We start from the raw sequence: 23,945 nt of genomic DNA on the forward strand, positions 1-23,945 counted from the left end.
CCCGGAAGGATGGCCTCGAGCCGCCTCACGCCCAACAGCCAGTCCACGAAAAGCCCGGTTATTGGAGGTGTCCAGCTTCTGAAGCCGGTCCGGAGAGAGACGCGGGCTCGTCGATCGAGCCGTCAGCGCAAGGACGTCGCCCTTCGCGCCGCCGAGAAGGCGGCCAACGCCTCCAAGCGCGCCCGCAGAGCAGACCTCGCCGCGGCGTCCCTTATCGCGGCCTCAGCGCCGGGGATTTTTTCGATCAGTTCGTCGGCGGGGCCATTCGGATGGCGCTTTTGGAGAAAGCCAATCAAGCTGCTCGGACACACTCAAGCTGCGACAACGCACCCGAAGCGGGCCGGTTGCGCTCCTCCAGCGAAAATCGCGGTCGCGAGCTACGGCGTATTCCGGGGCGCAAAGACAGGCGATCGGTGGCGCTGTGCGGAATTTCTTGTTACCGCGACGCGCGCCTTTCGGCTTTCGAGGACGCCGCCAGTCCAAGAAAGCCGACAACCGCGCGGCGTTTGGCGCGCCAAACTTCAGCGCTGATTGACGCCGGTAGAACCCTCGCTTTGCGTTGGAAGGCGCGCCGACCCCACCCGACCTCGCGTCTTAAGGAGATTCAAAAGCATCTCCAGTCGCTTTTGGCGGTAGAAGGAACGTAAGCCGGAATCGTCGGGCGCAAGGCCGGCAATCCACTCGGGCGTCTTACCCCGATAACCCAGCAGACGCGACGACAGGCGCGTCGCGCCGGCAATGTCCGTCACGCCATAGCTGCTCGCGTCGAGAAACAGACGCTGGCCGTGTATCCCTTCCAAATTGGGGCGATAACTGTCGCGGGGCGACGGGCGCGGCGTAAAAATCTCGATGCGCTTGTCAAACCACGAAACGAGCGCAGGATCGTCCGACAGGGATCGCCGCAATTCCGCTTCCACATAGGGCCATTCGTCAAGGTCGTCGATCGGCGGGGCGAGCAAGAAGCTCTCCACCATCGCCTTGCGATCGAGGCTTATCGGATCGTCGGGAAATAGGTCTTCCTTGGCGCGAAGGAAAGAATCCGCGACGCAAATGAATCCTGAAGGCAGATCGGGAACGGAAGGATGGAGGCGCAGGCCTGCGACGTCATTTTCGCCGCGAAACGTCTGCGCGATTTGATGTTTGCTGCGCAGAAAACTAAAGGCGATGTGGTTGCTGGATGCGGAGAACCCGCTGATCGATAGCGGCGCCGAGAGCGACAGATATTCTTCCGCCAAATAAGCAACAGCGAAGCTGGAATAGGTATCGCAGTGGAAACTATCGAAAACTTTTCCCGTGGTCGCGCGGATTTGCTCAAGCACTTCGCGCGCCACACAGCCGTGATAGATGTTGGGCAAGAGCGTTGCGGGCGCGCGTCCCGCCAGAACGTCCTCCATCGTCTGGCGGCCATTCATCCGCTCGACATTTCGTGTGAGCGGAATCTGCAAATGATTCGCAAGATCGTCGCGGGCGATGTTCGGCCAGGAGTAAATGGCGCTGTCCCAGCTGATCGACTTCACATTCTGCTTGGCGAATAAGCCGCGCAGCGTCGAAAAAGCGAACGGCATGAGCGAGTCGTCGTCGCCGATATAGGTGATATATTTGCCGCGCGTGAGGCTGTATGCGAGATTGTAATTATCGCGCATGCACAAAGTCTCTGGCGCGCGGTGGTAGACAATTTTCGGAGAGCCGATCTCTTCGACGACCTGGCGGGTCGCCGGCGAACTGCAATTGTCGCAAACAACGATCTCATAGGAATCGAAGTCCTGCTCCAGGCATGCTTTGAGCGAGAAGCGCAAAGTTGCGGCGCGTTGACGGGTCGGTATGACCAGACTGAAATCAGGTTGGCTCATAAACGCTTGTCCTTATGCTCGCGACTGGAATGTGAAGCGGGCCGTCCGGCCAAGAACGCCGGTTCAACCAAGTCGCTCGGCCAGTGAGTGACATTGCCCCGCCAACCATATGCTTGCTTCGCAGTAGCGGCGATCACGGCCGGCCCCCTACCTCTGCGCGCCACCAAGCGTAGGTTTCGGCGAGACCCTCGTCGAGCGTTCGCGACGGTCGAAATCTCACTTCGTCACGCAGTCGGCGCACATCTGCGACAATGCGTGGCGGCTCGTCGGGACGGTCAGGCAGCGCGCCGACGCGAATAAGATCCGAGCGACCCGCAATCGCGCCAAGACGCTCGGCGATGGAAGCGACGCTCACTCCCTCGCCGCTCGCAATGTTCACAGCGCCCGTAGTCTCACTTAGAACGAGCGCTGCGAGCGCGGCGCCAGCGTCGCGGGTATCGAGAAAATCGCGCACTGCAAGCCCTCGCGAAAGCGGCGCGTCTTCTCCGCGGGCAAGTTTCGCCGCGAGGGAAGCAACAAGCCGCGCCTCATGCTCGAAAGGCCCATAAAGATAGAACAGGCGCGCCCACGCAAACGAAATATCGCCAAGCTCCTGCAGCACCCGTCGCGCTGCGTCCTTTGCGACGGCATAAAGGGTCGCCGGCGCGATTTCAGTGGTCCCTTCGTTACACTTCCCGTCGTCCGGCCAGCGATATTCGAAGCATGTCCCAACGCCAACGAAGCGCTGAACGCCGGCGTCAAGCGCGGCGCGAGCAAGGAGTAGCGTTGCGGCGGTCCAGTCGAGATTGTCTCGGCTGGTCCAAAATGCGCCGTGCTCGACGTTCCACGCCAGATGGAGCACAGTATCAGGCCGCACCCGATTGATCAGCGCGCCAGCCGCGCCGGGCGCGCGCAAATCTCCACCATAGGCGACAACGGCGCCGTCGACTTTCTCAGCGTGCTGAGCGTGCGCGTGAACTTCGACGCCCGCGCGAGCCAGCGCTCCGATCGTCTGCCTACCGACAAATCCTGAAGCGCCCGTCACCAGAACTCGCAACGCGACCCCCCGGCAAAAGCATTTGCTTGTGCAACGAACGCATACAGAATAGGGACGCCGGCGGCAAATCCCTGTCGTTTCAGCCGCGCCAGGGCGACGGCCAGGCGAGATCCGCCTCGCCGATCACGGCGGGCAGGGCCGGCCAGCTAATCGCAAATCCCGGATCGTCATAGCGCAGCCCGCGCGCCTGCCCGCCCACGAACGGCCGGCTCATCTGATAGAGCACATCCGTATCCGGTTCGAGGGTGAGAAAGCCGTGCGCGCAGCCTTCGGGAATGAACAGCGCATTGGCGCGATCGGCGTCGAGGCGTCGGGCGATCCAGCGCCGAAATGTCGGACTCTCGCGGCGCAGGTCGATCACGACGTCATGGATCGCGCCACGCGTCGCGCGCACCAGCTTCGCCTCGGCGTAAGGCGGATCCTGCCAGTGCATGCCGCGCAGCGTATGCACACGACTGTTGCGCGACAGATTGATCTGCGTCGATGTGAAGGAAACGTCGGCGGCCGCGAATTCCTCGGGACAATAGATGCGCGCGAAAAAGCCCCGCGCGTCGGCGCGCGGCTCGGCCGCGATCTCGACGACGCCCGGTATTTCGGTCGGCGCGAATCTCAAGCGTCGAACACTCGCGTTTCAGGGACGGCGGTGACGAACTTGCCGCCCCATTGGCGGATTTCGGCCATCTGGCCCACGATCTCCTCCCGCAGGTTCCACGGAAGGATCACCAGATAATCGGGGCGCGTGTCGGCGATCGTCGCGGGCGCGCGAATGGGAATATGGCTCCCCGGCAAAAACTTTCCCTGCTTAGCGGCGCTGCGATCGTAGACGCAGACAATGTCATTCGCGCTCACCCCGCAGACATTGAGGAAAGTGTTGCCCTTGGCGGCCGCTCCATAGGCGGCGACCGTCTTGCCTTCCGCCTTGGCGCGCGCGAGAAAATTCAAGAAGGAAGCTTTCACCGCTTCGACCTTTTCGGAAAAGCCCGCATAGCCTTCGATCGCATTGAGACGCGCCGTGCGCTCGGCGCCGCGCGCCGCCTCCAGGCGCGGCGTCGGCGCATGATCCGCGCCTTTGCGGCACGCGAAAAGGCGCAGGGAGCCGCCATGCGTCGGCAGTTCCTCGACGTCGAAAGCGACAAGACCGTTCGCGGCCAGAACGCGCTCCACCGCCACGAGCGAGAGATAGGAAAAGTGTTCGTGATAGATCGTGTCGAACTGCAGTTCGCGGATGAGATTCAGGACGTGCGGAAATTCGAATGTCGCGACGCCGCCGGGCTTGAGAATTTCCGCAAATCCGGCGACGAAATCGCCGATATCGGGAACATGCGCCAGCACATTGTTGGCGGCCGTGAGATCGGCGGCTAACCCCCGCGCCGTCAGCTTGCGGGCGGTCTCTTTGCCGAAAAAGGCGACTTCCGTCGGCACGCCTCTGGCGCGCGCCGCCTCGGCGACATTGGCCGCCGGCTCGACGCCCAACACAGGCACGCCGTGCGCGATGAAATGCTGCAGCAGATAGCCGTCGTTTGACGCGACTTCGATCACAAGCGACTGCGGGCCAAGTCCGAACCGCTCGATCATCGCATCCGCGTAACGCTGCGCATGCGCGACCCAGCTGTCAGAATAGGAAGAGAAATAGGCGTAGTCGGAGAAGATCGCCTCGGACGACACCGGCGCGTCCACCTGCACCAAGAAGCAGGCGTCGCAAACGCGCGCATGGAGTGGAAAGCTCCTGTCGAGACCCCGCGCGATCTCTTCCGCCGTGACATAGGAGTTGGCGAGCGGCGTCGAGCCGAGATCGACGAAATCATGTTTCAGCGGTGCGCCGCAGAAGCGGCAGGCTGGCGTTTGCATTGTCTTATCCAGGAAGTTTCTCGAAGGCGTCGATCTGCGCGAGCGTCGTCGCCAGAGGGCCGCTTTCCGCGAAGGCGCCGCGGTACCAGTCCGCGGTCCAATTGATCGCCAGCCGGCCGGGCAAGCGGTCCCGCCAGCCGAGAAGCGCCCGGGCGCGCGAGGAGTCGACCGCCAGAACATGCATTTCGCGCGAATCCGCCGGCTGATGTTCGTAGCGCGCATCGCGGCCAAGCGCTTTGAGCATTTCCTCGGTGAGTTCGCCCACCGTGATCGGTGCGGTCGGGTCGGGCCCGAAATTGAGCGTGTCGGGAAGGGTCTCGCCGCGTTCAAGCGCATCGACATAGGTCAAATAGCCATGCAGGCAATCGAGCACATGCTGCCAGGGCCGCGTCGCGTGAGGCATGCGCAGCACCGGCCTCTCGTTCTTTGCCGCCGCGCGCACGATGTCGGGAACGATGCGGTCGGCCGCGTAGTCGCCGCCGCCGATGACATTGCCGCCCCGCGCGGTGACGATCTTCACGCTCGCATCTTTGAAAAAGGACTGCGCGTAAGCGCGGGTGACGAGTTCGGCCGCAGCCTTGGACGCCGAGTAGGGGTCCTTGCCGCCGAGGCGCGCGTCTTCCGCGAAGGCGGCGCCTTGCTCGTCATTCGCATAGACTTTGTCGGAGGTGACGACCAGAATAGTCGAAACGTCGGGCGCGCTGCGCAGGGCCTGCAGCAGATGCGCGGCGCCCATGACATTAGTCGCAAGCGTGCCGAGCGGATCGGCGTGCGACCGGCGCACGATCGCCTGCGCGGCGAGATGTAAAACGATTTGCGGGCGGGCCTTTGCAACGGCGGCCTCGACCGATTCGAGATCATTCAGGTCGCCGAAAGTCGAATTCAGACGCTTGCCGACCTGCGCCATCTCGTAAAGACTTGCATCGCCTTCAGGCGGCAGCGCAAAACCGTAGACTTCGGCGCCCAGTCGATCAAGCCAGAGGGCAAGCCAAGCGCCCTTGAAACCGGTATGGCCGGTCAAAAGAACGCGCCGGCCGGCTAAGGTCTTCCATTTGTCCACGCTTTATTCCCGCCAGTCCAGCTTCATATTTCCTCGCGCCCGCCGGTCACATTCGGCTCTTCAACTCCACACCTTCCATGGCGCGTGACCGCTATCCCACAAAGATTCGAGCCGATTCTTGTCGCGCAGCGTGTCCATCGGCTGCCAAAATCCCTCATGCTTATATGCTCGTAATTCTCCTTCCGCCGCCAGACGCTCCAACGGCCTTTCCTCCCAGGGCGTCGCGTCGCCGTCGATATAGTCGATTACGGAAGGATCCAGAACGAAAAATCCGCCATTGATGAAGCTCTGGTCGCCGGGCGGCTTTTCGATGAATTTGGTGACGGCGTCGCCTTCGAGAAACAAGGCTCCATAACGGCCGGGCGGCGTCACAGCGGTGAGGGTGGCTTTGCGCCCGTGCGCGCGATGAAACTTGATCAGCGCGCCGACATCCACGTCGGCCACGCCGTCGCCGTAGGTGAAGCAGAAAGGCTGTCCCTCCTTGAGGTAGCTGCGGACTCTTTTGAGCCGTCCGCCGGTCATCGACGATTCGCCGGTGTCGACCAGCGTGATCTTCCAGGATTCGCTTTTACGACTATGAAATTCCACCTGTCCGGTTTCGCCGTCGACGGTTATGTCGGCGTTATGCATGAAATAATTGCTGAAATACTCCTTGATCATATAGCCCTTATAGCCGAGGCAGACGACGAAGTTGTTCACGCCATGAGCGTGATAGATTTTCATAATATGCCATAATATTGGGCGACCGCCGATCTCGATCATCGGCTTCGGGCGGAGATAAGATTCCTCGGAAATTCGTGTCCCCATGCCGCCCGCAAGTATGACAACCTGCATTTTTTCTCCTCCAGTGTCGCGGACGGCGCCTATCGATGGGCCAATTTAATATAGTTACGGCGCATTTTCCTATACGTGCTTGCCAAATTGCTCATTGGACTGGCGCTTGGCAAGCGATCAATGCTTGATTGGCGCAGTCAGCCCAAAATCGCTTGATTAAATCCCTAAGAGCATTTCTCAGCAGATTCGGTAATCTTAGGCAGATGGATGGGTAAGTTGTCTCCATAGATCCCAAGGGTGCGCACGGCGGCTCCTTTCGCGAGTTACCCTCACTCCAACAACCAATCAACCGTCTTGGCCTTTTTGTTGTCCCTTAAGCCTGCCAACCTTTGTGAACGCGTAAGCGCGACGCTTGCTGGCATAGCCTCAGTGCTTTTCCAACCTTATGTCTGTATTTCAATCACATATGTGTTCGCAGTTCTGTCCGGAGCGGCGCGCCGGTCAGGACAAAGATGCGAACACATATGTGATTGAAATATCGCTGTGAATTTGGAGACGTCGAAAATTTTGGCCTGTGCGCATGAGAGGGACGAAAACGCGGCATAAGCGATTTCGCAAAACCTAACAATCACGCCACGCCGTGAGCCGCATCGACGACTTCCTGCCCTTCGACTACATCAAGAACACGCCCGAAAAGGCCATGGCCTGAAATGACGCTGGGCCATCATTGCATCGCGTATACAAATGGTGACGGCAATTTCGACGGCTCGGGCGTTGTACGTTCGCGAACCGCGATGTCCACCAAATCTCGCCGATGGCCACGAAGGTATTCCGTTGTTCGAGAGAGTTGCAAACGTGTCGCCTCATCAATTAGGCGGCGGATTCGTTCCTCTTCCTCCGCTTTGATCTGAGAGATCGCTGTTCCGTTCATTATAGAAGCCTTTCTAGTTTAGGCCACACAATCCCGCGATGACATTTGCGTAGGCTTTACCTACGATCTCATCACCATCAGGGCTGAGATGAACTGTATCGACAAAAAGATAATCATCTTCCCCATACGTCCGGAATTCTTTGTAAAGGTCAACTTTTACAACATCCAACCTTTCCAACTGAAGAGATGCTCTCTCAAATAATGGCAGCGCCATCCGAGTCACTTCGGTGAAAGGCGTGTGGGTCTTGAAGGCTTCTACGTTTGCCGATTCCAGCGGATGCAACCTGCCTTTTCCCGCCCAATTCGGCTGCAATCCCCAAATGAATTTGCCCCCATTCGCTTCAACCATCGACTCCAACTGACGCTTTCGAGAAAAATACTGTCCCAGAACCGCTGGCGCCGCGCACATCGCTCGGAAGGGTGTTTCCGCCTGAGTTTGCTGCAATTGTGACGTTCCGTGAAGGATCTGCGACCAGCCCTCAAGATTATTCTGATACGCGACATTGCCGTCCTTGAGAAGGCGAGGATCTTGCACCATTCCATAAAGGATATCGTTCCATCCATCATGCCCGACTACGAAATCAGGCTTCAGGTGATAATTGAAAAGCATATATGTAAGGATTGAATTCATCACGACATGACCATGCTGACCGAAATTCAAAACCGTGAACTTAACGTCCGCCCCTGCTTCCAAAGCCTTCTTATTCAACGCACATTCGATGACGGCAGGATACATTTGATGAGGAAGCGTATACATGCTGAATCCGGTAGATCCGCCATAGCATAGGACCAACTTATGATTGGCGTCGCGATTCTTGAGGTTTGAAAGGTCGTCGGGCACGCGGAACCCGAATTGATTTAGGGGCCCCATCCCCGGATATCGAAACAAGTAGCCATAAGGGAAGTAATAGAAGCCCCATGCTTCGGGTTTAGAGAGCCTGTTGAAAATATGAGCGTCCATATTCAGTGCGTCTCGATCGTCATATTCGCGCGCAAGCGGCGATAACCGCCCATTCCAGTCTATAAGATAGAAGCGAAGCGAGGACCCTTGAGGAGAAGCTACGCTTCGGGAGCGTAAAAAAGGCCATTTCCACTTCGATGATGCGTTTGACGACTGAGTTACGAACGGTGGAACGTAGAATTTTGTCTCATTGCGAGGAATCGTGAACACAATCGCGTCAAATTCATCAGACTTCAGTACGCTCGGGTCTTGTGCGGACACATCCGGCAGATAAGTTTCAATCCAGCGCCGCGCCTCGCTTGGCGCAATCACACTCAGATATTTGACATTCGCGGTGTGAAATCGGAATCCCTCGGCCACTTGCCTGGAATGCGGGATCGCTATGTCCGCCGGTGGGTCGAAGATAACGGCGGTTCGAGCCTCCGTATCCAGCCGAGTCATATAACAAAATCCTTCGATACGACACGGGAACCGATAACCAGATAGTCCAAGCCACTGTATGAAAATGTACGCAGCGCGTCGCTCGGAGTATCGACGATGGGTTCGCCCTTCAGATTGAAAGACGTGTTCATTAATACTGCCACTCCTCTTAGCTCACTAAATGCTTTGAGCAAGCTGTAGAAAGCCGGATTGGACGCGGCGTCAACTACCTGCAACCGTCCGGTTCCATCCGCGTGCGTAATCGCCGGGACCTTGGATCGAGCGGACGGAAGCACGTGATGAACCGCCAACATGAAATATTCTGGGCTCGTGCGGTCTCGAATCGCGGGGCATTCAAAGTAGTTGTGAACCTCTTCGAGGAGTACGGCGGGCGCGAAGGGGCGGAACGGCTCCCTGAACTTAATACGCTCGTTGACGATTTTTTTCATGTCCGCTCTTGTCGGGTCCGCAAGGATGCTGCGATTCCCCAGCGCGCGTGGACCCCATTCGGCGTTGCCCTGGAACCACCCAACGACGTTGCCTTCGGCCAACAGTCGCGCAATCTCTAAAGGAAGTTGATCGTGTGCAAATATCCCGCAACATTGAAAGCCAGAATCTGCGATGGCGCGATCGATGTCTTCGTCCGAAGGACAATCTGAGCCCAGATAAGCCGAGGTGAGGGGGGCGGACCGCTGCGTTCCCGCCTCCTGATAATGACGCCACAGGGCCGCGCCGACCGCGCTGCCGGAGTCCCCCGCAGCCGGATGCACATAGAGGGAATAGCCCCTTTCGCGTATCAATCGACCGTTTGCGAGAGAATTGAGCGCTACGCCGCCAGCTAAACATACTTCCTTGATGCCTGTTGCTTGAACCGCCGAGTCCACGACGTGAAAAATGACTTCTTCTGTAACCTTCTGAACACTGGCGGCAATGTCCGCATAACGCTTGCTGGTCTCCAAAATTGCGTCCGCCTCATGCACGGCGATTCCCGACGGCAAATCATCAGCGACAGTCGCGAAATTTTGTTGTGGGTCTCGAGGCCGCCCCAGCAATTCGACAAGCGCATCGGTATATGGAAGATCCTTAGGCGTCAGAAACTCGAAATACATCGGATCGATTGAAAATCCTCCTCCTTCCTCGAGCCGAAACATCGGCCTTAGAAGGTCGTAATAAATAGGCTCTCCAAACGCCCCCATGCCCATCACCTTGTACTCGCCTTCGTTAACTTCGAAACCCAAGAAGGCTGTCAAGGCGCTGTAAAAGAGCCCTATCGAATTTGGCAGAGAAACCGATCCAAGTTTTCGTATCTCGGTTCCGTTTCCTATCCCCCAAGACGTTGTTTCGTACTCTCCGACGCCATCCATGGTGACGATTGTCGCCGCGTCAAAACCGGAACAATAAAACGCTGCGCTCATGTGAGATAGGTGATGATCTACGTACGAAATCTTGTCCCGGCCTACTCCGAGCTCCTCCGATATCCGATCAATAACTTCGAATTTTCGGTATCGGAGCCACGACGATATGGTCTTGTCCAAATACTCGGGGTTGCGTCCCTGAGCCTGCTCGGAACACCACAAGATCCGATCGAACTTAAGCATCGGGACTTCATAATAAGCGATCGCCTGGAGTGAGGACGACGAAATCCCGGCAGATTGCATGCAAAACTCGACTGCATGACGAGGAAAGCTCGAATCGTGCTTTTTTCGTGAGAATCGCTCCTCGATCCCGGCTGCGACAACGACGCCGTCCTTGATCAGCGCGGCCGCAGAGTCATGGAAATCAAATGAAAGTCCTAAAATATAACCCATTGATATCCCCCTACATTGCTTCGTTTCCTATGAATTTACTCGCCTCAAATGGTTTCTAACAAATTTAACTTGCCTAGTAGATAAAATCTGACAATTGAGTCCTCGGAGGGATTCCTATTCGCTTTTTGCGCGTGCGAGTCTGGGCGATGCGCATGGGTGTCTCCATGACGTTCTCGTCGGCCGCAAATGGCGCGCCCAAGGGGATTCGAACCCTGAAGCAGTGACATTGTCCGATGCCGATCGAAGCTACAGACCGTTCAAGCTATGCGGCGTGGTCAGAGCCGCGAAAAATGAAGTTCCCGCGCATTCGTGCGGGGAGAATGGATAAATCATGAGCGCGCTCTGACTGGTGGTCACCATTTGGCGCCAAACCTCTTTTTTAAACCGATCGATAACAGCAATTATTGGATTTATTTGGTGAGCGCGGTGGGGCTCGAACCCACGACCCCCTGATTAAAAGTCAGGTGCTCTACCGACTGAGCTACGCGCTCGCTCCAGAGGCGGCGGGCGGCGCCGCCGAAGTCGACTGAGCGGGTCGGTCCGTTCGGCCGTGCGGGTCGTCTGTCCCGCGCTTGGCGATCAACTACCGGCGGGCGGCGGGCCGGTCAACCCCCGGCGGGCGACCCCGCCCGCTCACGCCGTGAGCTTGGCGAAAAGCACCAGCAGGCCGAAGAGGACGGCCGAGACCACCGTCGTGATCCCCGCTTTTTTTAAGAGATCTGGCGAGGCGGGAGCGCCGGGGTCGGCGCCCTCGGGAAGATCTTCTTCGGCCTCTTCGGAAGAGCGAATGCCGAGCGGCAGCACGGCGAACAGCACGATCCACCAGATCGTCAGGTAGATCGCCGCCGCCAGCGGCAGGGAAAAGGGCATGCGCCTAAGCCTGCTCGAGTTCGATCAAGGAGCCGCAGAAGTCCTTGGGATGCAGAAACAGCACGGGCTTGCCATGCGCGCCGATCCTTGGCTCTCCATCGCCCAACACGCGCGCGCCCGAGGCCTTAAGCTGCTCGCGCGCCCCGATAATGTCTTCAACCTCATAGCAGATGTGGTGGATGCCGCCCGCTGGATTTTTCGCGACGAAGCCCGCGATCGGCGAGTTTTCGCCGTAAGGTTCGAGCAGTTCGATCTTGGTGTTGGGCAATTCGACGAAAACGACCGTTACGCCGTGCTCCGCGAGGCGTTCTGGCGCCGAAACCTTCGCCCCCAGGGCGTCGCGGTAGATGGCGGAAGCCTTTTCGACGCTATCGACAGCGATAGCGACATGGTTCAGACGGCCGATCATTTTCACCTTCCGGAAGAATGCTGTGCAGCGCCAATAAGCGCTGAGGCGGGCAATTTCAACCGGCGGTGCGCGCCTCGGCCTGCTGCGGATGGCCGAATCCGTCGATGGCGCCGCGCAATGCGACGAAGCGCGGATCGACGCGTGCGAAGGAGCTCCAGGGACAGCCTTCGGAAAGGCCGCGTCGAATCGCTTCGAGGGCCTCGGCGCGCTTGCCCAGAGCAAAAAACGCCGCGCCGAGAAAGCAGGGCGGCGCGTAGAGCTCGGCGTCTTGGACGAGCCTGTCTATGAGCGCATGCGTTTCCTCGGCGCGTCCGGCGCGGGCGAGCGCATAGGCGAGCACGGTCAATTGTAAGGGATCGTCTGGGCTCGAGGCGACGGCGCGGCGCGCCGCGCTCACCGCCTGTTCGTGAACGCCCTGAAGGCTGTAGGCGATGGACATCACGAGATGCAGAGTGGCGGCGTCGGGCCTCAGCTCGAGCCCGTCGCGCGCATAGCGGCGCGCCCGCTCGAGGTCGCCGGCGCAGAGAATGAGCCATGCATGCAACGACAGCAGCGCCTGATCATGTGGCGAGTTGACGAGGCCCTCTTCGCAATCGGCGATGCCGTCGTCGAGACGATCGGCCGCCGCAAGCAGCCAACAGCGGTAGACGCGCGCTTTGCCGTAGAGAGGATCAACGGCGACGGCCTGATCGAGGAGGGCGAGGCCCTCGGCGATCTTGCCCCTGAGCGCGCCGCGAGCCCAGCCGAGAACGGCCAGCGCCGGCGTATGATCGCGCAGGATGCCGAGCGCCCGGCCAGCGAAGTCCTCGATCATCCCCGCCGCCTGGGCGGGACGAAGAAACCCGCGTACGACTCGGCCGGCGGCGATGTCGGCGGCGAGAGCCCAGACCGCCGGGTTGCCGGGTTCGATCTGGGCGGCGGATGCGATCGCTTCCTGCGCGCGCGCGAAGCCCTCCCGCGTGCGGTCGCCGGCAAGCTCGTAGGCGGTCTGCCAGAGATCGAGAATATGCGGTTCGCTCAACGGGGCGAGACGGAGCGTTTGCGCGGCGCGTTCGTCGATGGTCTCGACCGTCCCGCGCAGCGACAGCCCCCGGCCATAGGCGGTGGCGATCAGCTCTTCGCCGCCAGCGTCGCGCAGCGGCTTCCGCAAAAGATAGGCGCAGCGGTCGATGGAATCGTCGGACGCGGCGCGATCCGGCCACAGCCGCGCGGCAATTTCGCCCTTGGTGATCAGGACGCCAGGCGACTCCAGAAGCATTTCAAGAAGTTGACGCGCCTGCGGGCCCAGATGAATGCGCTTGCCGTCGCGCTGCAGTCCGCCCTGTGCGCTGTAACTGAATCCTGAAAATCGCTTCACCAACTCGCCCATGGCAGCCCCCAGCCCGCCGCGATGATGGCAAGACGGCGCGGCTTCGGCAAGAGGCGTATATGGTTAAGTCTTCAAAATCACATAGTTTTTTTGAAATTCTGGCCCCTCCCGGCGACCGTTGGCTCTCCAAAATAAAAAACGCCGGACGTACCTCCGGCCCGGCGTTTGAGCCTTCCAGATACGCAGCACGCTCGGAAGGCTCGGCGCAATCTATGCGCGTCCAAATTGACGGCCACATGACGCCGCGCCGTCTTCCGCCTAGGGCAGGTTCCGAAAAAGTTGACAGACTTTTTCGATGAGAACCTGCTCAACATTTTGATTTTGAGCGATTCCTTATCGATCACATGATTTCATGTGATCGATAAGCACTCTAAGCGCGGCGCGCGCTCTGGTCATCCTTTCCCCAAACGAAAAGCACGAGAGCCAGAACGCCGGCGGCCGCAAAAAGAAAGTAAGGCGTCCGTGCGAACAGCGGCCGGCCGCCGACGGTGAAGGGGAACCGCGACACCCAATGCTCGCCGTTTGGACCGTCGACCGTGACGATCCCCATGAATTGGCCGGTCTCGTTGAAGACATGTTCAAAGTTCAGCGTGCCGGCCGGATAGACCTTTGGCGGCAGATAGGCCACCGTGACGGCGTCGAGGCGCTCCTGCGGCTCCTTGTCGCCGATGTCGCGGATGATGCGAAAGTCCGTCGACATCTCCCGCATCTCGTCCTGAGCATAATCGAGGACGAAAATCGTCGGGCCAATCGTGGGAATGTCCTCGCAGAACCTGTTGCGCGACGCCGTAGGCTGATAGCCGGAGAAATACATGAAATCCGGGCCGATTTTCAGCATGCAGGCGTTCTGCTGGCGCTGCATCTCGTCATGAGCGAAAGCGAGCGATAGAGGCGCGCAGACGAGCGCCGCCAACATCAGCAACCAAAAAGGACTAAGCGGCTTCGACATGCCGTCCTCCCTGTTCAAAGTCTGGACGACGCTGCTCTGAAACTCAGCTTGCGCGTCATCCCTTCGTCGAATAGCGGTTCGGTGCGTCGCCCACGCGCATGCGATAGGCTGTCCAAGGAAAGAACCCGGCAGGAACGAAAAAGATGCGCCCGGTATCGAAATTCCTCATTGTCGCGTTGCTTCCGCTTCCGGCCGCTTGGGCGCGGGCGGCGGATATCAACGACTATCCGACCTCCGCGCGCGCCGATTACGTCTTCGGCTGCATGAAGGCGAACGGCGATACGCGCCTCTCCTTGGACCAGTGCTCTTGCTCCATAGACGTCATCGCGACCATTCTGCCTTATGAGCGGTATGTCACAGCCGAGACCGTCGCGAGCGTCAATCAGCAGGCGGGGCAGGTCGGCGCGCTGATGCGCAATACGGATGCGGCCCGCGATATGCTTCAAGAGTTGCGCCGCGCCCAGGCCGAGGCGCAGGTGCGGTGCTTTTAGACGCGAATTGATGTGGAAGGCGGAGAGGCCATGCTTATTCTCATTCTCGGAATCGTGATTTTTCTCGGGGTCCATACGCTTACGGCGTTTCGTGAGACGCGCGCCAGCCTGATCGAGCGCTACGGCCTTCAAACCTATAAGGCCGCCTACGGGATCGTCGCCGCCATCGGTCTCGGGCTCATCGTCTATGGCTTCATTCGTTATCGCGCCGAGGGCCTGATTTATGTCTGGACGCCGCCGTCATGGGGGCGCCATGTCGCCATGCCGCTCGTCTGGTTCGCTTTCGTCGCGATCGTGAGCCGTCGCGCGCCGCCAGGCCGCATTCGCGGCGCGCTGCGCCATCCGACGCTCGTCGCGATAAAGAGCTGGGCGCTCGCGCATCTTCTCGTCAATGGCGATCTCGGCGGCATGATCCTGTTCGGGTCTTTTCTCGCCTGGGGCGTCTTCGACCGCATCGCGGTGAAGAAGCGCGGGGACGGGGGCGCGCCGCGGATTTCGCAATTCACGCGCGGCGACGCGATCGCGCTGGGCGTCGGAACGGCGCTGTTCCTCATCGTGCTCTATCTGCACCCCTGGCTGTTCGGCGTTTCGGTGCTGCCGGCGTGAGCAAGGTCCGACTTCATCCTATGACGGCGCCGATTCGTCTTCGCTTGGCGCCGCCGTCTCCAGACTTCGGCCCTGCCACGGCCAGCGGCCTTCGAGCTCCGCCTCCATCGTAAAGCTCATCGCCGTGCGGATCATCACGATCAGGCCGAGCACGAAGACGTTTTCGAGGCTTGGATGTTCGACGGAGACGGTCCGGATGATGTCGCCGCCGACGAGGAACTCCAGCCCGAGCAGGATCGAGCGGCCGACATTCTTTCGGTAGCCGCGATAGGTGAGGGGATGCGCTCTCCAGGGCGTCAGAAAAGCGAGCGTCGACAGAACCGCGCCTGTGACGATGATCAGCACGCCGACGACGTCGAGCGCCAGACCCGCGAAGTTGATGATCTCGTGGATGCTCGCCAGATAGGTCACGAGCGCTTCGCTTTCATTCGTGGGCGCCGACAAGTCGCGCGAGCGCCTTGGCGTGGCCGATGAGCGGCAGCAGCGCGGCGAACTCCGGCCCGCTCTCGGCGCCGGTCAGCGCCAGGCGCAGCGGATGAAAGAGCGCCTTGCCCTTCCGGCCGGTCGCCGTCTTGATGTCGCTTGTCCAGGCCGCCCATGTGGTCTCGTCCCAAGGCTCCGACGGCAAAAGCTGCGCCGCGTCTATCAGGAATGATTCGTCCTCGCGGATCGGCTCGATCTCCCCGTCCACGACGCGCCACCATGTCAGAATATCGTCGAAACGCGCAAGATTGCCGCGCGCCGCGCGCCATAAGGGCTCCGCCTTGCGGCCGACGATCGTCAAGGCTTCGAGCCGCTCGCGCACGTCATCATATTCGTAGAGCGCGAGAGTCCGATGCGTCAGAGTCTCAAGATCGGCGGGGTCAAAACGCGCCGGATTGCGCGAGACATGCGACAGGTTGAAGCTCTGCGCGAGCTCCCCGAGCGAGCGCACGGCGTGGACATTGTCGGAGGAGCCGGTCAGCGTCGCGAGCGCGGCGACGGCGAGGGGCTCGTAGCCGTCTTCGCGCAGCGAGGCGATGGAGAGCGATCCGGTTCGCTTTGACAGAGCCTCGCCGCCCGCGCCGATGAGAAGATTGTGATGCGCGAAAATCGGCGCCGGCGCATGAGGCGCGAGCGCTCGCATGAGCTGCAACTGCACGGCCGTATTGGTGACGTGGTCTTCGCCGCGAATAACATGGGTGATCCGCATGTCGATGTCGTCGACGACCGAGGGCAGCGTGTAAAGAAAACTGCCGTCCTCGCGGATCAGGACCGGGTCCGACAGGGCCGAACAGTCGATATGCGCCGGACCGCGCACAAGATCATTCCATTCGGCGACGCCCGGCTCGAGCATGAATCGCCAGTGCGGCTGTCGGCCCTCGGCTTCGAGCGTGGCGCGATCAGACGCGCTCAGGCGCAGCGCCGCACGATCGTAAACGGGGGGCAGCCCGCGCGCCTGCTGCATCTTGCGGCGCTTGTCCAACTCTTCCTGGGTTTCATAGCAAGGGTAGAGGCGGCCGGATCGCCGCAGGCGATCGGCGGCGTCCTCATAGAGCGCGACGCGTTCCGACTGGCGGAAAACCTCATGCGGAACGATGCCCAGCCAGGCGAGATCAATCTCGATTCCACGCGCGAATTCCTCGCTGGATCTGGCAAAATCAGTGTCATCGAACCGTAGCGCGAATCGTCCAAGGTTGGCGGCGGCGAACAGAAAATTGAACAGCGCGACGCGCGCGTTGCCGATGTGAATGCGGCCGGTCGGCGAGGGCGCGAAACGAACGATCGGAGAGGTCATGAGGAAGCTTCGTCAGGAGTTTCAACAAGGGATACAGCAGCAGGGTTTTCAGCGGGAATTTTCAACAGCCGCGCGTCGGGAGAAGATTCTCGCGCCACCATCCTTTTGCCAAGACCCGGCGTCTTTGTCAGGCGGAATTTCGAAATGGCCGCGCCCCGGCGTTGCGCGCCGGAAGCCGAGCCACTCGGCCGGCGTCCGCCGCTGCGATTCTCTGCGTTACGACTCTTAAGAAAAAGCGCCGTTCATGATCCTGGCCTATATCTGCGCCGGCTGGTGCGCCGTCATCCTTATCCTCAATTTCACAAGCATGGCGCTGATGTCCCGAAAATGTCGGGCGCGGGAGCGAACGCTGCCGCCGCCGGACAATGCGCCGCCGGTCAGCATCGTGCGGCCCTTGCGCGGGCTGGAGCCTTTCAGCGAGGAGACGCTCGGCGCGACCTTCGATCTCGACTATCCCGATTATGAGATCATATTCTGCGTGCAATCGCCGAGCGATCCGGTCATTTCGCTGGTCGAGCGGCTGATCGCGGCGCATCCCGAGCGCGAGGCGCGACTGCTCGTCGGCGACGATTATGTCAGCGCCAATCCCAAGCTCAATAATTGCGTCAAGGGGTGGGACGCGGCGCGGCATCATCATGTGATCCTCGCCGATTCCAACGCGCTGCCGCCGCGCGACTATATACAGACCATGCTTGCCGCGTTCCGCGACAATACGGCGATGAGCGTGTCGATGCCGATCGGTTCGCGTCCGAAAGGCTTCTGGGCGATGGTCGAATGCGCGATCCTCAATACGTTTCAGGCGCGCTGGCAATATGGTGCCGAGGCGATCGGGGCCGCCTTCGCGCAGGGCAAGAATATGATGTGGCGGCGCGACGTGCTCGACAGCGCGGGCGGCATTCGCGCGCTGGCGGGCGAAATCGCCGAGGACGCCGCCTCGACCAAAGTCATCCGCGCTCAAGGCATGGATGTGCGCCTCGTCGACATGCCCTTCGAGCAGCCGCTCGGCCAACGCACCGCCCGTGAAGTCTATTCACGACACGTGCGCTGGGCGCGGCTGCGGCGCGCGACCTTTCCCGCTCATTACGCCCCGGAATTCATGAACGGCAGTTTTGCGGCGATCGTGCTCGGCGCCTACGCCGCCGTTCAGCTCGACGGCGGGATTTCGACGGTGGCGCTGGTCACGACGCTCATCGTCTTTTCGCTGCACGGCGGCGAGATCTGGCTGGCGCGCGTCTGCGGCTTCCCGCTCGACTGGCGCACGCCTTTCGCTCTGATGGTACGCGACCTGATGTTGCCGGTGATGTTCATCGACGCGCTGCTTTACGACGATTTCGTCTGGCACGGGGCCGAGATGACGGTGCGCGAGGCGGAGGAGACGACGGGCTAGCCAGCCCGCGCCGTCTTGCCTCACTCCGCCGCGTGCTGCTCCCGTACGCCGCGGGCGACGCGTTCCGCCTTCAAGAGCTCGGCCACCAAGAACGCGACTTCGATCGCCTGTTCGGCGTTGAGGCGCGGATCGCAATAGGTGTGGTAGCGGTCGCGCAGATCGTTCTCGGAAATCGCCCGCGCGCCGCCCATGCATTCGGTGACGTCCTTGCCGGTCATCTCGAGATGGATGCCGCCGGCGTAGGAGCCTTCCGCTTGATGCACGGCGAAGAAGTTGCGAATTTCCGACATGATCCGATCGAACGGCCGTGTCTTGTAGCCTCCGGCGCTGACCGTGTTGCCATGCATCGGATCGCAGGACCAGACGATGTTGCGGCCTTCACGCGACACCGCCCGCACCAGCGCAGGCAACGCGTCCTCGATCTTGTCCGCGCCGAAACGGCAGATCAGCGTGAGCCTGCCGGGCTCGTTCTCGGGATCGAGCGCGTCGATGAGGCGCAGCAGCGCGTCGGGCTTCAGGCTCGGACCGCATTTCAGCCCGAGCGGATTCTTGACGCCGCGCACGAATTCGATATGGGCGCCGTCTTCCTGACGCGTGCGGTCGCCGACCCACAGCATATGGCCGGAGGTCGCGTAATAGTCGCCCGTCGTCGAGTCGATGCGGGTTAGCGCCTGTTCGTAGCAGAGCAGCAGCGCCTCATGCGAAGTGTAGAAGTCGGTGCCGCGCAACTCCGGATGATGCTCCGGATCGAGACCGATCGCGCGCATGAAGCTTAAGGTCTCGGTGATCTGATCGGCGAGCTTCTGGTAGCGCTCGGACTGCGGGCTGCTTTTGACGAAGCCGAGCATCCAGCGGTGGACGTTTTCGAGATTGGCGAAGCCGCCCGCCGCAAAGGCGCGGATGAGGTTCAGCGTCGCCGCGGATTGCCGATAGGCGAGCAGCTGGCGCTGCGGATCAGGTTCGCGCGCCTGCGGGTTGAACGCGAGGTCGTTGATGATGTCGCCGCGATAGCTCGGCAGCTCGAGGCCGCCCTGCTTTTCGAGCGGCGAGGAGCGCGGCTTGGCGAACTGGCCGGCGATGCGTCCGACCTTCACCACCGGCGAGGCGGCGGCATAGGTCAGCACCACGGCCATTTGCAGAAAGACGCGGAAAAAGTCGCGGATATTGTCCGCCGAATGTTCAGAGAAGCTCTCGGCGCAGTCCCCGCCCTGCAGCAGGAAAGCCTTGCCGGCGGCGACCTCGGCCAAGTGGCGCTTCAGATTGCGGGCTTCACCGGCGAAAACGAGCGGCGGGAACCCGGCGAGCTGGCGCTCCACGTCGGCGAGCGCCGCCTGGTCCTGATAGACCGGCGTCTGCTCGATCGGTAGATTCCTCCAACTGCCCGGCGACCAACGTTCCACTTCGCAAAACTCCGCAAAATCAGGCCCGATAGGCGCTGGGGTCGTTCTCGCAGCGACGCCAGCGGCGCTTATAGAGGATTCTCGCCTCCAAAGCGACCCTCCGCTTGGCGGCGGCGATTTGGCGAAGCCCGGGGAGACCCGCTATAAAGCCGGGGCGCGAGCGCAGCCGAGAGCGAGGGGGCGAACCGGGGCGATGCCGTTCATTCTATCGCAGTTCATCGAGGCGAGCCGCTGGCTCGGCGCGCTCGTGGTGCTGGCCGTCCATACGTCCAACCTCTTCATCAACAACGCCGACATCATGAGCGCGCCGCACGCGCCGCTCGCCTATGTCTGGTGGTTCTACGCCGCCTTCGAACTCGGCCATCAGGCGGTTCTCGCCTTCTTCGTGATGTCGGGCTATCTCGTCGGCGGCGCGGTGCTGGCGCATCTGCGCAAGAACCAGGACTTTCTGCGCGAATATTTCATCCATCGCGTCTCGCGAATCTATCTCGTGGTCGGGCCCGCCGTCGTGCTCACGCTCGTCCTCGATTCGCTCGGCGGATGGCTCTTCGCCAGCAGCGGCGTCTATGGCTGGCCCCTGTTCAAGGGCCATTTTTCGGCGCTTCTGTTCCTTACAAGCTTTCTCAATCTTCAAGGCATCGGCTTCGACTATTTCGGCACCAACGGGCCGCTATGGTCGCTCGCCTGCGAGTTCTGGTACTATGTCACCTTCCCGCTGCTGCTGCTGCCCTTCGCGCGCAATTATCCGCTGGCGCTGCGCCTGTTGGGATTCGCGCTCGGCGCGGCGCTCTTCGCCGCGATTTCCACGCCGCCGAGCTGGTTCAAATTCGGCTATATTCTCTGGGCCGGCGGCGCCTTCGCCACGCTGATTCCCCGGCCGATCATCAGCTCGCGCTGGGCGGCGCTGCTCCTTTACGCCGCCGTCGTCGTGATTATCCGCTTGGTCGTACGCGGGCATCTTGTCGAGGAACATCCCTGGGCGGCCGACGCAGCGGACCTCCTCGGCTCCGCCCTTTTCGTCATCGTGCTGATCGCCTTCCGCTATGGGCCGTCCGAGGGTTTCTCGCTGCTTCGTTTCAAATTCCACAAGACGCTCGCCGATTTTTCCTTCTCGCTTTACAGCATCCATATGCCGATCCTGATCTTCGCGCGCGCGGCGGTCGGCGGGACATTGGGGAATGACTGGGCGACGCAGCTCGCCACCCCGCAGAATTATGCTGTGGCCTTCTCGGTGATGGGGGTCGCCATCGTCGCCGGCTATTTCTTCTCTCGGGTGACCGAGGCGAAGACGGGTGCGGCGCGGCGCAAGCTTCGCGCCTTTGTCGACAGATGGGCCCCGGCGCCCGCCGCTCCGGCGGCGCAGCCCGTTCCGGAGCAGCAGCCTGTTGCGGCGCAGCCGCCGCGCCAGCGGATTGAAGCTTAAGCCTGCGGCCTGAGCAGCCGTGACGGCGCGCGCATTGTCACGAGTTCTTCCGCCATCGTCGGATGCACGGCCATCGTCGCGTCGAAATCGCTCTTCGTCGCGCCCATCCGCAAGGCGACGGCGATGAGCTGCGCCATCTCCCCCGCCTCGGGACCCAAAATATGCGCGCCAAGCACGCGTCCGTTCGAGCCGTGGATGATCAGCTTCATATAAACGCGTTCGCCGCGTCCGGAGAGGGTCGCGCGCATGGGACGAAACTGCGTCTCATAAATATCGATCGCGCCATGCTGCGCGAGCGCCTCGGCCTCGGTCAGTCCAACCGTTCCGATTTCGGGCGTGGTGAAGACGGCGCTTGGCGTATGTGCGTAATCGACCGTCGTCGGCGTCGCGCCGAAGACGCTGTCGGCGAAGGCTTGTCCCTCGCGAATGGCGACAGGCGTCAGATTGATCCGATCGGTGACGTCGCCGACGGCGTAGATGGATTCGACATTCGAGCGCGAGCGCTCGTCGACGGCGACGGCGCCGTTTTCGCGTAGCTCGACGCCCGCCGCCTCCAGGCCGAGATTCTGCGTCATCGGCCTGCGCCCCGTGGCGATGAGCAGGCAGTCGACCTCGAGCGGCGCGCCGTCGCTCATCTCGACTTCCAGAACGTCAGCGTTTTTTGTAATGCGCGTCGGCAGGGCGCCGGCCCGGTGCGCGACGCCCGCCGTCTTGAGCGCTTCGCAAAGGCGCGAACGCAGATCGTCGTCGAAGCCGCGCAGCGGCAGATCGGCGCGATAGGCGAGATGCACCTTCGCGCCGAGTCGCGCGAAGACGCTTGCGAATTCGACCGCGATATATCCCGCTCCAACGATCAGCAGCCGTTGCGGAAACTTCGGCAGATCGAAAATCTCGTTTGAAGATACGCCGAATTCGATGCCCGGAATGTGCGGGGCGAGCACCGGCGCGCCGCCGGTGGCGATGAGAATATTGCGGGCGCGGGCGGAGCGGCCGTTGGAAAAACGCACGCCGTTTGGATCGGTGAGCGTCGCGCGCGCGCGGATGAGTTCGACGCCGGAACTCGCGAGCGTTTCAGCGTAAAGGTCTGAAAGGCGCGTGATCTCCTTTTCCTTCGCGGCGACAAGCGCCGGCCAGTCAAAAGACACATCGCCGACGCGCCAGCCGAAACCGGTTGCGTCCTGGAAATCATCGTGGAAACGGCTCGCCAGCACGTAAAGTTTTTTGGGAACGCAGCCGCGAATGACGCAGGTGCCGCCGACGCGAAATTCCTCGGCGATCGCGACTTTCGCGCCATGGCTTGCGGCGACGCGCGCCGCGCGGACGCCGCCGGATCCGGCGCCGATGACGATAAGGTCATAGTCGAAGGTCATAAGGGGTCGCCCGATATGTTTCCCAAGATGCGCACGCCCTCGGCGCCGGCGATGAAGATCGCCGTTGCGAGTCCGATGAACAGTCCGTGATCCACGACTCCGGGAATCGCCGAAAGCCGCGCAGCGAGGGCGTCCGGATCGTCGATGGCGCCGAACGCGCAATCGACGATGTAATGTCCCCCGTCGGTGATGAAGCGCTCGCCAGGCTCCGCTTCGCGCACCGTCAGCGGGCCGATGAGTCCCAGACCGCGCGCGACCCGTTCGATATGCAGCATGGTGGAGCGCGCGCCGAATCGATCGATTTCGACGGGTAGCGGGAAGGCGCCGAGCGTTCTTACTTCCTTCGTCGCGTCGGCGATGACGAACATGCGCGTCGAGGCGGCGGCGACGATCTTCTCGCGCAGCAGCGCGCCGCCGCCGCCTTTGATCAGGCGAAGCGCCGCGTCGAATTCATCGGCGCCGTCGACGGTGAGATCGAGTTGCGGCGTCTCATCGAGGGTGGAGAGCGGTATTCCGAGGCTTTCGGCCTGAGCGCGAGTGCGCTCGGAGGTCGGCACGCAAATGACCTCCAGCCCCTCCCTGACGCGGGCGCCGAGAAGATCGACGAAATGCGCCGCCGTCGATCCCGAGCCGAGCCCGAGCCGCATGCCATGCGTGACGGACTCGAGCGCCGCTCGCGCGGCGGCGCGCTTCATTGCCTCGGCGGAAAAGGCGCTCATACGGACATTCGCTTCGCCAGGTCGATCGCTCATTTGGCCGGCGGCGTGCAGACCACCGATGTTTCGTTCAGCACGAAGCAGATCGACATCATGCCGGAACGCAGATCAACGCGAAATACGCCGCCTTCGCCGGTATGACGCGAAGCGACCAGCGCATATTCGCTGAAAACGCCGGCGCGCGCGCCTTCGCCCGGCGGATAGCACAGCGTCACGCCGATCGCGGCGCTTTCCTTCAAGCCGTATTGGCAGGCGCCGACCTCGCCATTGGAGCGGTCGAGGCGAAACACGCGATTGAGATCCGTCTGCGGCGCCGCCAGAAATTCGTAATTTCCGGCCGTCGCCATCGACGCCCCGGAAAGGGCGAAGACAAGCGCGCCGGCCGTCAAAGCTGCACGTCGACGCGTATGGAAATGGCGCGTTCCACGCATATTTGCGCTCCCTGTCGCGAATCGGTCGGCGCAGTCTACACGCAGAGCCCTCGCCTGCG

General features: G+C 61.2%; 22 protein-coding genes and 1 tRNA gene. 4 read left to right on the top strand and 19 right to left on the bottom strand.

All coding sequences use genetic code 11. The features are described 5' to 3' along the window. Positions 1–521: 521 nt before the first annotated feature. From HUN39_RS01865 to HUN39_RS01925, 13 genes are all read right to left on the bottom strand, one after another. Entirely contained in the window at positions 522–1,850 is a 1,329-nt protein-coding gene (locus HUN39_RS01865) for a glycosyltransferase family 2 protein (protein ID WP_175092826.1), read from the bottom strand. A gap of 133 nt (positions 1,851–1,983) precedes the next feature. Further along, complete coding sequence (locus tag HUN39_RS01870) at positions 1,984–2,874, bottom strand: NAD-dependent epimerase/dehydratase family protein (RefSeq protein ID WP_332310705.1); 891 nt, start codon at positions 2,872–2,874, stop codon at positions 1,984–1,986. A 91-nt stretch (positions 2,875–2,965) separates the two neighbouring features. Then, the gene (locus HUN39_RS01875) at positions 2,966–3,499 is read right to left on the bottom strand and encodes a dTDP-4-dehydrorhamnose 3,5-epimerase family protein (protein WP_175092828.1); all 534 of its coding nucleotides are present in this window, start codon (positions 3,497–3,499) and stop codon (positions 2,966–2,968) included. Next, complete coding sequence (locus tag HUN39_RS01880) at positions 3,496–4,734, bottom strand: class I SAM-dependent methyltransferase (RefSeq protein WP_175092829.1); 1,239 nt, start codon at positions 4,732–4,734, stop codon at positions 3,496–3,498. Before HUN39_RS01880 ends, HUN39_RS01875 begins: the two co-directional genes overlap by 4 nt. Before the next feature lie 4 nt (positions 4,735–4,738). Next, positions 4,739–5,794 carry a CDP-glucose 4,6-dehydratase gene (gene rfbG, locus HUN39_RS01885; RefSeq protein ID WP_175092830.1) on the bottom strand — a complete coding sequence of 352 codons (1,056 nt, stop codon included), beginning with the start codon at positions 5,792–5,794 and terminating at the stop codon, positions 4,739–4,741. 60 nt (positions 5,795–5,854) lie between these two features. Next, complete coding sequence (gene rfbF / locus HUN39_RS01890; RefSeq protein WP_175092831.1) at positions 5,855–6,628, bottom strand: glucose-1-phosphate cytidylyltransferase; 774 nt, start codon at positions 6,626–6,628, stop codon at positions 5,855–5,857. Between the two features lie 884 nt (positions 6,629–7,512). Next, positions 7,513–8,901, bottom strand: a complete 1,389-nt coding sequence (locus HUN39_RS01895; RefSeq protein ID WP_175092832.1) for a hypothetical protein — start codon at positions 8,899–8,901, stop codon at positions 7,513–7,515. Further along, positions 8,898–10,688, bottom strand: coding sequence for a carbamoyltransferase family protein (locus HUN39_RS01900; RefSeq protein WP_175092833.1), 1,791 nt, complete (start codon positions 10,686–10,688; stop codon positions 8,898–8,900). The genes HUN39_RS01895 and HUN39_RS01900 overlap by 4 nt, the downstream gene beginning before the upstream one ends. A gap of 415 nt (positions 10,689–11,103) precedes the next feature. Beyond that, positions 11,104–11,179 (bottom strand) — tRNA-Lys (locus HUN39_RS01905). Between the two features lie 142 nt (positions 11,180–11,321). Continuing rightward, entirely contained in the window at positions 11,322–11,558 is a 237-nt protein-coding gene (locus HUN39_RS01910; protein ID WP_175092834.1) for a DUF1467 family protein, read from the bottom strand. A gap of 4 nt (positions 11,559–11,562) precedes the next feature. Continuing rightward, the gene (gene mce / locus HUN39_RS01915) at positions 11,563–11,967 is read right to left on the bottom strand and encodes a methylmalonyl-CoA epimerase (protein ID WP_175092835.1); all 405 of its coding nucleotides are present in this window, start codon (positions 11,965–11,967) and stop codon (positions 11,563–11,565) included. Positions 11,968–12,022: 55 nt separating this feature from the next. Beyond that, positions 12,023–13,336 carry a winged helix-turn-helix domain-containing protein gene (locus tag HUN39_RS01920; RefSeq protein WP_175092836.1) on the bottom strand — a complete coding sequence of 438 codons (1,314 nt, stop codon included), beginning with the start codon at positions 13,334–13,336 and terminating at the stop codon, positions 12,023–12,025. 370 nt (positions 13,337–13,706) lie between these two features. Then, positions 13,707–14,285: a hypothetical protein gene (locus tag HUN39_RS01925; protein WP_175092837.1), complete on the bottom strand. Its 579-nt coding sequence runs from the start codon at positions 14,283–14,285 to the stop codon at positions 13,707–13,709. A gap of 143 nt (positions 14,286–14,428) precedes the next feature. On the opposite strand from HUN39_RS01925, the gene HUN39_RS01930 reads away from it, so the two are divergent. Beyond that, positions 14,429–14,776: a hypothetical protein gene (locus HUN39_RS01930; protein ID WP_175092838.1), complete on the top strand. Its 348-nt coding sequence runs from the start codon at positions 14,429–14,431 to the stop codon at positions 14,774–14,776. Positions 14,777–14,806: 30 nt separating this feature from the next. Next, positions 14,807–15,382 carry an NnrU family protein gene (locus HUN39_RS01935; RefSeq protein ID WP_175092839.1) on the top strand — a complete coding sequence of 192 codons (576 nt, stop codon included), beginning with the start codon at positions 14,807–14,809 and terminating at the stop codon, positions 15,380–15,382. An 18-nt stretch (positions 15,383–15,400) separates the two neighbouring features. On the opposite strand, the gene HUN39_RS01940 is transcribed toward HUN39_RS01935, so the two are convergent. Together HUN39_RS01940 and HUN39_RS01945 are read right to left on the bottom strand one after the other, a co-directional pair. Beyond that, entirely contained in the window at positions 15,401–15,826 is a 426-nt protein-coding gene (locus tag HUN39_RS01940; protein WP_232365858.1) for a DUF1622 domain-containing protein, read from the bottom strand. Further along, the gene (locus HUN39_RS01945; RefSeq protein ID WP_175092840.1) at positions 15,807–17,159 is read right to left on the bottom strand and encodes a glutamate--tRNA ligase; all 1,353 of its coding nucleotides are present in this window, start codon (positions 17,157–17,159) and stop codon (positions 15,807–15,809) included. The genes HUN39_RS01940 and HUN39_RS01945 overlap by 20 nt, the downstream gene beginning before the upstream one ends. Positions 17,160–17,403: 244 nt before the next feature. On the opposite strand from HUN39_RS01945, the gene HUN39_RS01950 reads away from it, so the two are divergent. Further along, complete coding sequence (locus HUN39_RS01950; RefSeq protein WP_175092841.1) at positions 17,404–18,546, top strand: ceramide glucosyltransferase; 1,143 nt, start codon at positions 17,404–17,406, stop codon at positions 18,544–18,546. Positions 18,547–18,566: 20 nt separating this feature from the next. Here HUN39_RS01950 and HUN39_RS01955 read toward each other — a convergent pair whose 3' ends face one another. Further along, a complete protein-coding gene (locus HUN39_RS01955) occupies positions 18,567–19,946 on the bottom strand; it encodes a class II 3-deoxy-7-phosphoheptulonate synthase (RefSeq protein WP_175092842.1) in 1,380 nt (459 codons plus the stop codon). A gap of 193 nt (positions 19,947–20,139) precedes the next feature. On the opposite strand from HUN39_RS01955, the gene HUN39_RS01960 reads away from it, so the two are divergent. Then, positions 20,140–21,369 carry an acyltransferase family protein gene (locus HUN39_RS01960; protein ID WP_175092843.1) on the top strand — a complete coding sequence of 410 codons (1,230 nt, stop codon included), beginning with the start codon at positions 20,140–20,142 and terminating at the stop codon, positions 21,367–21,369. Here HUN39_RS01960 and gor read toward each other — a convergent pair. Genes gor through HUN39_RS01975 form a run of 3 tightly spaced genes read right to left on the bottom strand, consistent with a single transcriptional unit; the run spans position 21,366 to position 23,886 of the window. Beyond that, the gene (gor, locus tag HUN39_RS01965; RefSeq protein WP_175092844.1) at positions 21,366–22,739 is read right to left on the bottom strand and encodes a glutathione-disulfide reductase; all 1,374 of its coding nucleotides are present in this window, start codon (positions 22,737–22,739) and stop codon (positions 21,366–21,368) included. The two genes, HUN39_RS01960 and gor, sit on opposite strands and share 4 nt — an antisense overlap. Next, positions 22,736–23,458 carry a ribose-5-phosphate isomerase RpiA gene (rpiA, locus tag HUN39_RS01970; protein WP_175092845.1) on the bottom strand — a complete coding sequence of 241 codons (723 nt, stop codon included), beginning with the start codon at positions 23,456–23,458 and terminating at the stop codon, positions 22,736–22,738. Before rpiA ends, gor begins: the two co-directional genes overlap by 4 nt. A gap of 29 nt (positions 23,459–23,487) precedes the next feature. After that, positions 23,488–23,886, bottom strand: coding sequence for a hypothetical protein (locus HUN39_RS01975; RefSeq protein ID WP_123176820.1), 399 nt, complete (start codon positions 23,884–23,886; stop codon positions 23,488–23,490). Positions 23,887–23,945: the final 59 nt, after the last annotated feature.

Source organism: Methylocystis silviterrae, from assembly GCF_013350005.1.
Classification (GTDB): domain Bacteria; phylum Pseudomonadota; class Alphaproteobacteria; order Rhizobiales; family Beijerinckiaceae; genus Methylocystis; species Methylocystis silviterrae.

What these genes read in the sequence shown, in the direction of transcription:
- HUN39_RS01865 (WP_175092826.1), bottom strand. Translation starts at nt 1,850, where the DNA reads ATGAGCCAACCTGATTTCAGTCTGGTCATACCGACCCGTCAACGCGCC.
- HUN39_RS01880 (WP_175092829.1), bottom strand. Translation starts at nt 4,734, where the DNA reads ATGCAAACGCCAGCCTGCCGCTTCTGCGGCGCACCGCTGAAACATGAT.
- rfbF (WP_175092831.1), bottom strand. Translation starts at nt 6,628, where the DNA reads ATGCAGGTTGTCATACTTGCGGGCGGCATGGGGACACGAATTTCCGAG.
- HUN39_RS01895 (WP_175092832.1), bottom strand. Translation starts at nt 8,901, where the DNA reads ATGACTCGGCTGGATACGGAGGCTCGAACCGCCGTTATCTTCGACCCA.
- HUN39_RS01900 (WP_175092833.1), bottom strand. Translation starts at nt 10,688, where the DNA reads ATGGGTTATATTTTAGGACTTTCATTTGATTTCCATGACTCTGCGGCC.
- HUN39_RS01910 (WP_175092834.1), bottom strand. Translation starts at nt 11,558, where the DNA reads ATGCCCTTTTCCCTGCCGCTGGCGGCGGCGATCTACCTGACGATCTGG.
- mce (WP_175092835.1), bottom strand. Translation starts at nt 11,967, where the DNA reads ATGATCGGCCGTCTGAACCATGTCGCTATCGCTGTCGATAGCGTCGAA.
- HUN39_RS01920 (WP_175092836.1), bottom strand. Translation starts at nt 13,336, where the DNA reads ATGGGCGAGTTGGTGAAGCGATTTTCAGGATTCAGTTACAGCGCACAG.
- HUN39_RS01925 (WP_175092837.1), bottom strand. Translation starts at nt 14,285, where the DNA reads ATGTCGAAGCCGCTTAGTCCTTTTTGGTTGCTGATGTTGGCGGCGCTC.
- HUN39_RS01930 (WP_175092838.1), top strand. Translation starts at nt 14,429, where the DNA reads ATGCGCCCGGTATCGAAATTCCTCATTGTCGCGTTGCTTCCGCTTCCG.
- HUN39_RS01935 (WP_175092839.1), top strand. Translation starts at nt 14,807, where the DNA reads ATGCTTATTCTCATTCTCGGAATCGTGATTTTTCTCGGGGTCCATACG.
- HUN39_RS01945 (WP_175092840.1), bottom strand. Translation starts at nt 17,159, where the DNA reads ATGACCTCTCCGATCGTTCGTTTCGCGCCCTCGCCGACCGGCCGCATT.
- HUN39_RS01950 (WP_175092841.1), top strand. Translation starts at nt 17,404, where the DNA reads ATGATCCTGGCCTATATCTGCGCCGGCTGGTGCGCCGTCATCCTTATC.
- HUN39_RS01960 (WP_175092843.1), top strand. Translation starts at nt 20,140, where the DNA reads ATGCCGTTCATTCTATCGCAGTTCATCGAGGCGAGCCGCTGGCTCGGC.
- gor (WP_175092844.1), bottom strand. Translation starts at nt 22,739, where the DNA reads ATGACCTTCGACTATGACCTTATCGTCATCGGCGCCGGATCCGGCGGC.
- rpiA (WP_175092845.1), bottom strand. Translation starts at nt 23,458, where the DNA reads ATGAGCGCCTTTTCCGCCGAGGCAATGAAGCGCGCCGCCGCGCGAGCG.
- HUN39_RS01975 (WP_123176820.1), bottom strand. Translation starts at nt 23,886, where the DNA reads ATGCGTGGAACGCGCCATTTCCATACGCGTCGACGTGCAGCTTTGACG.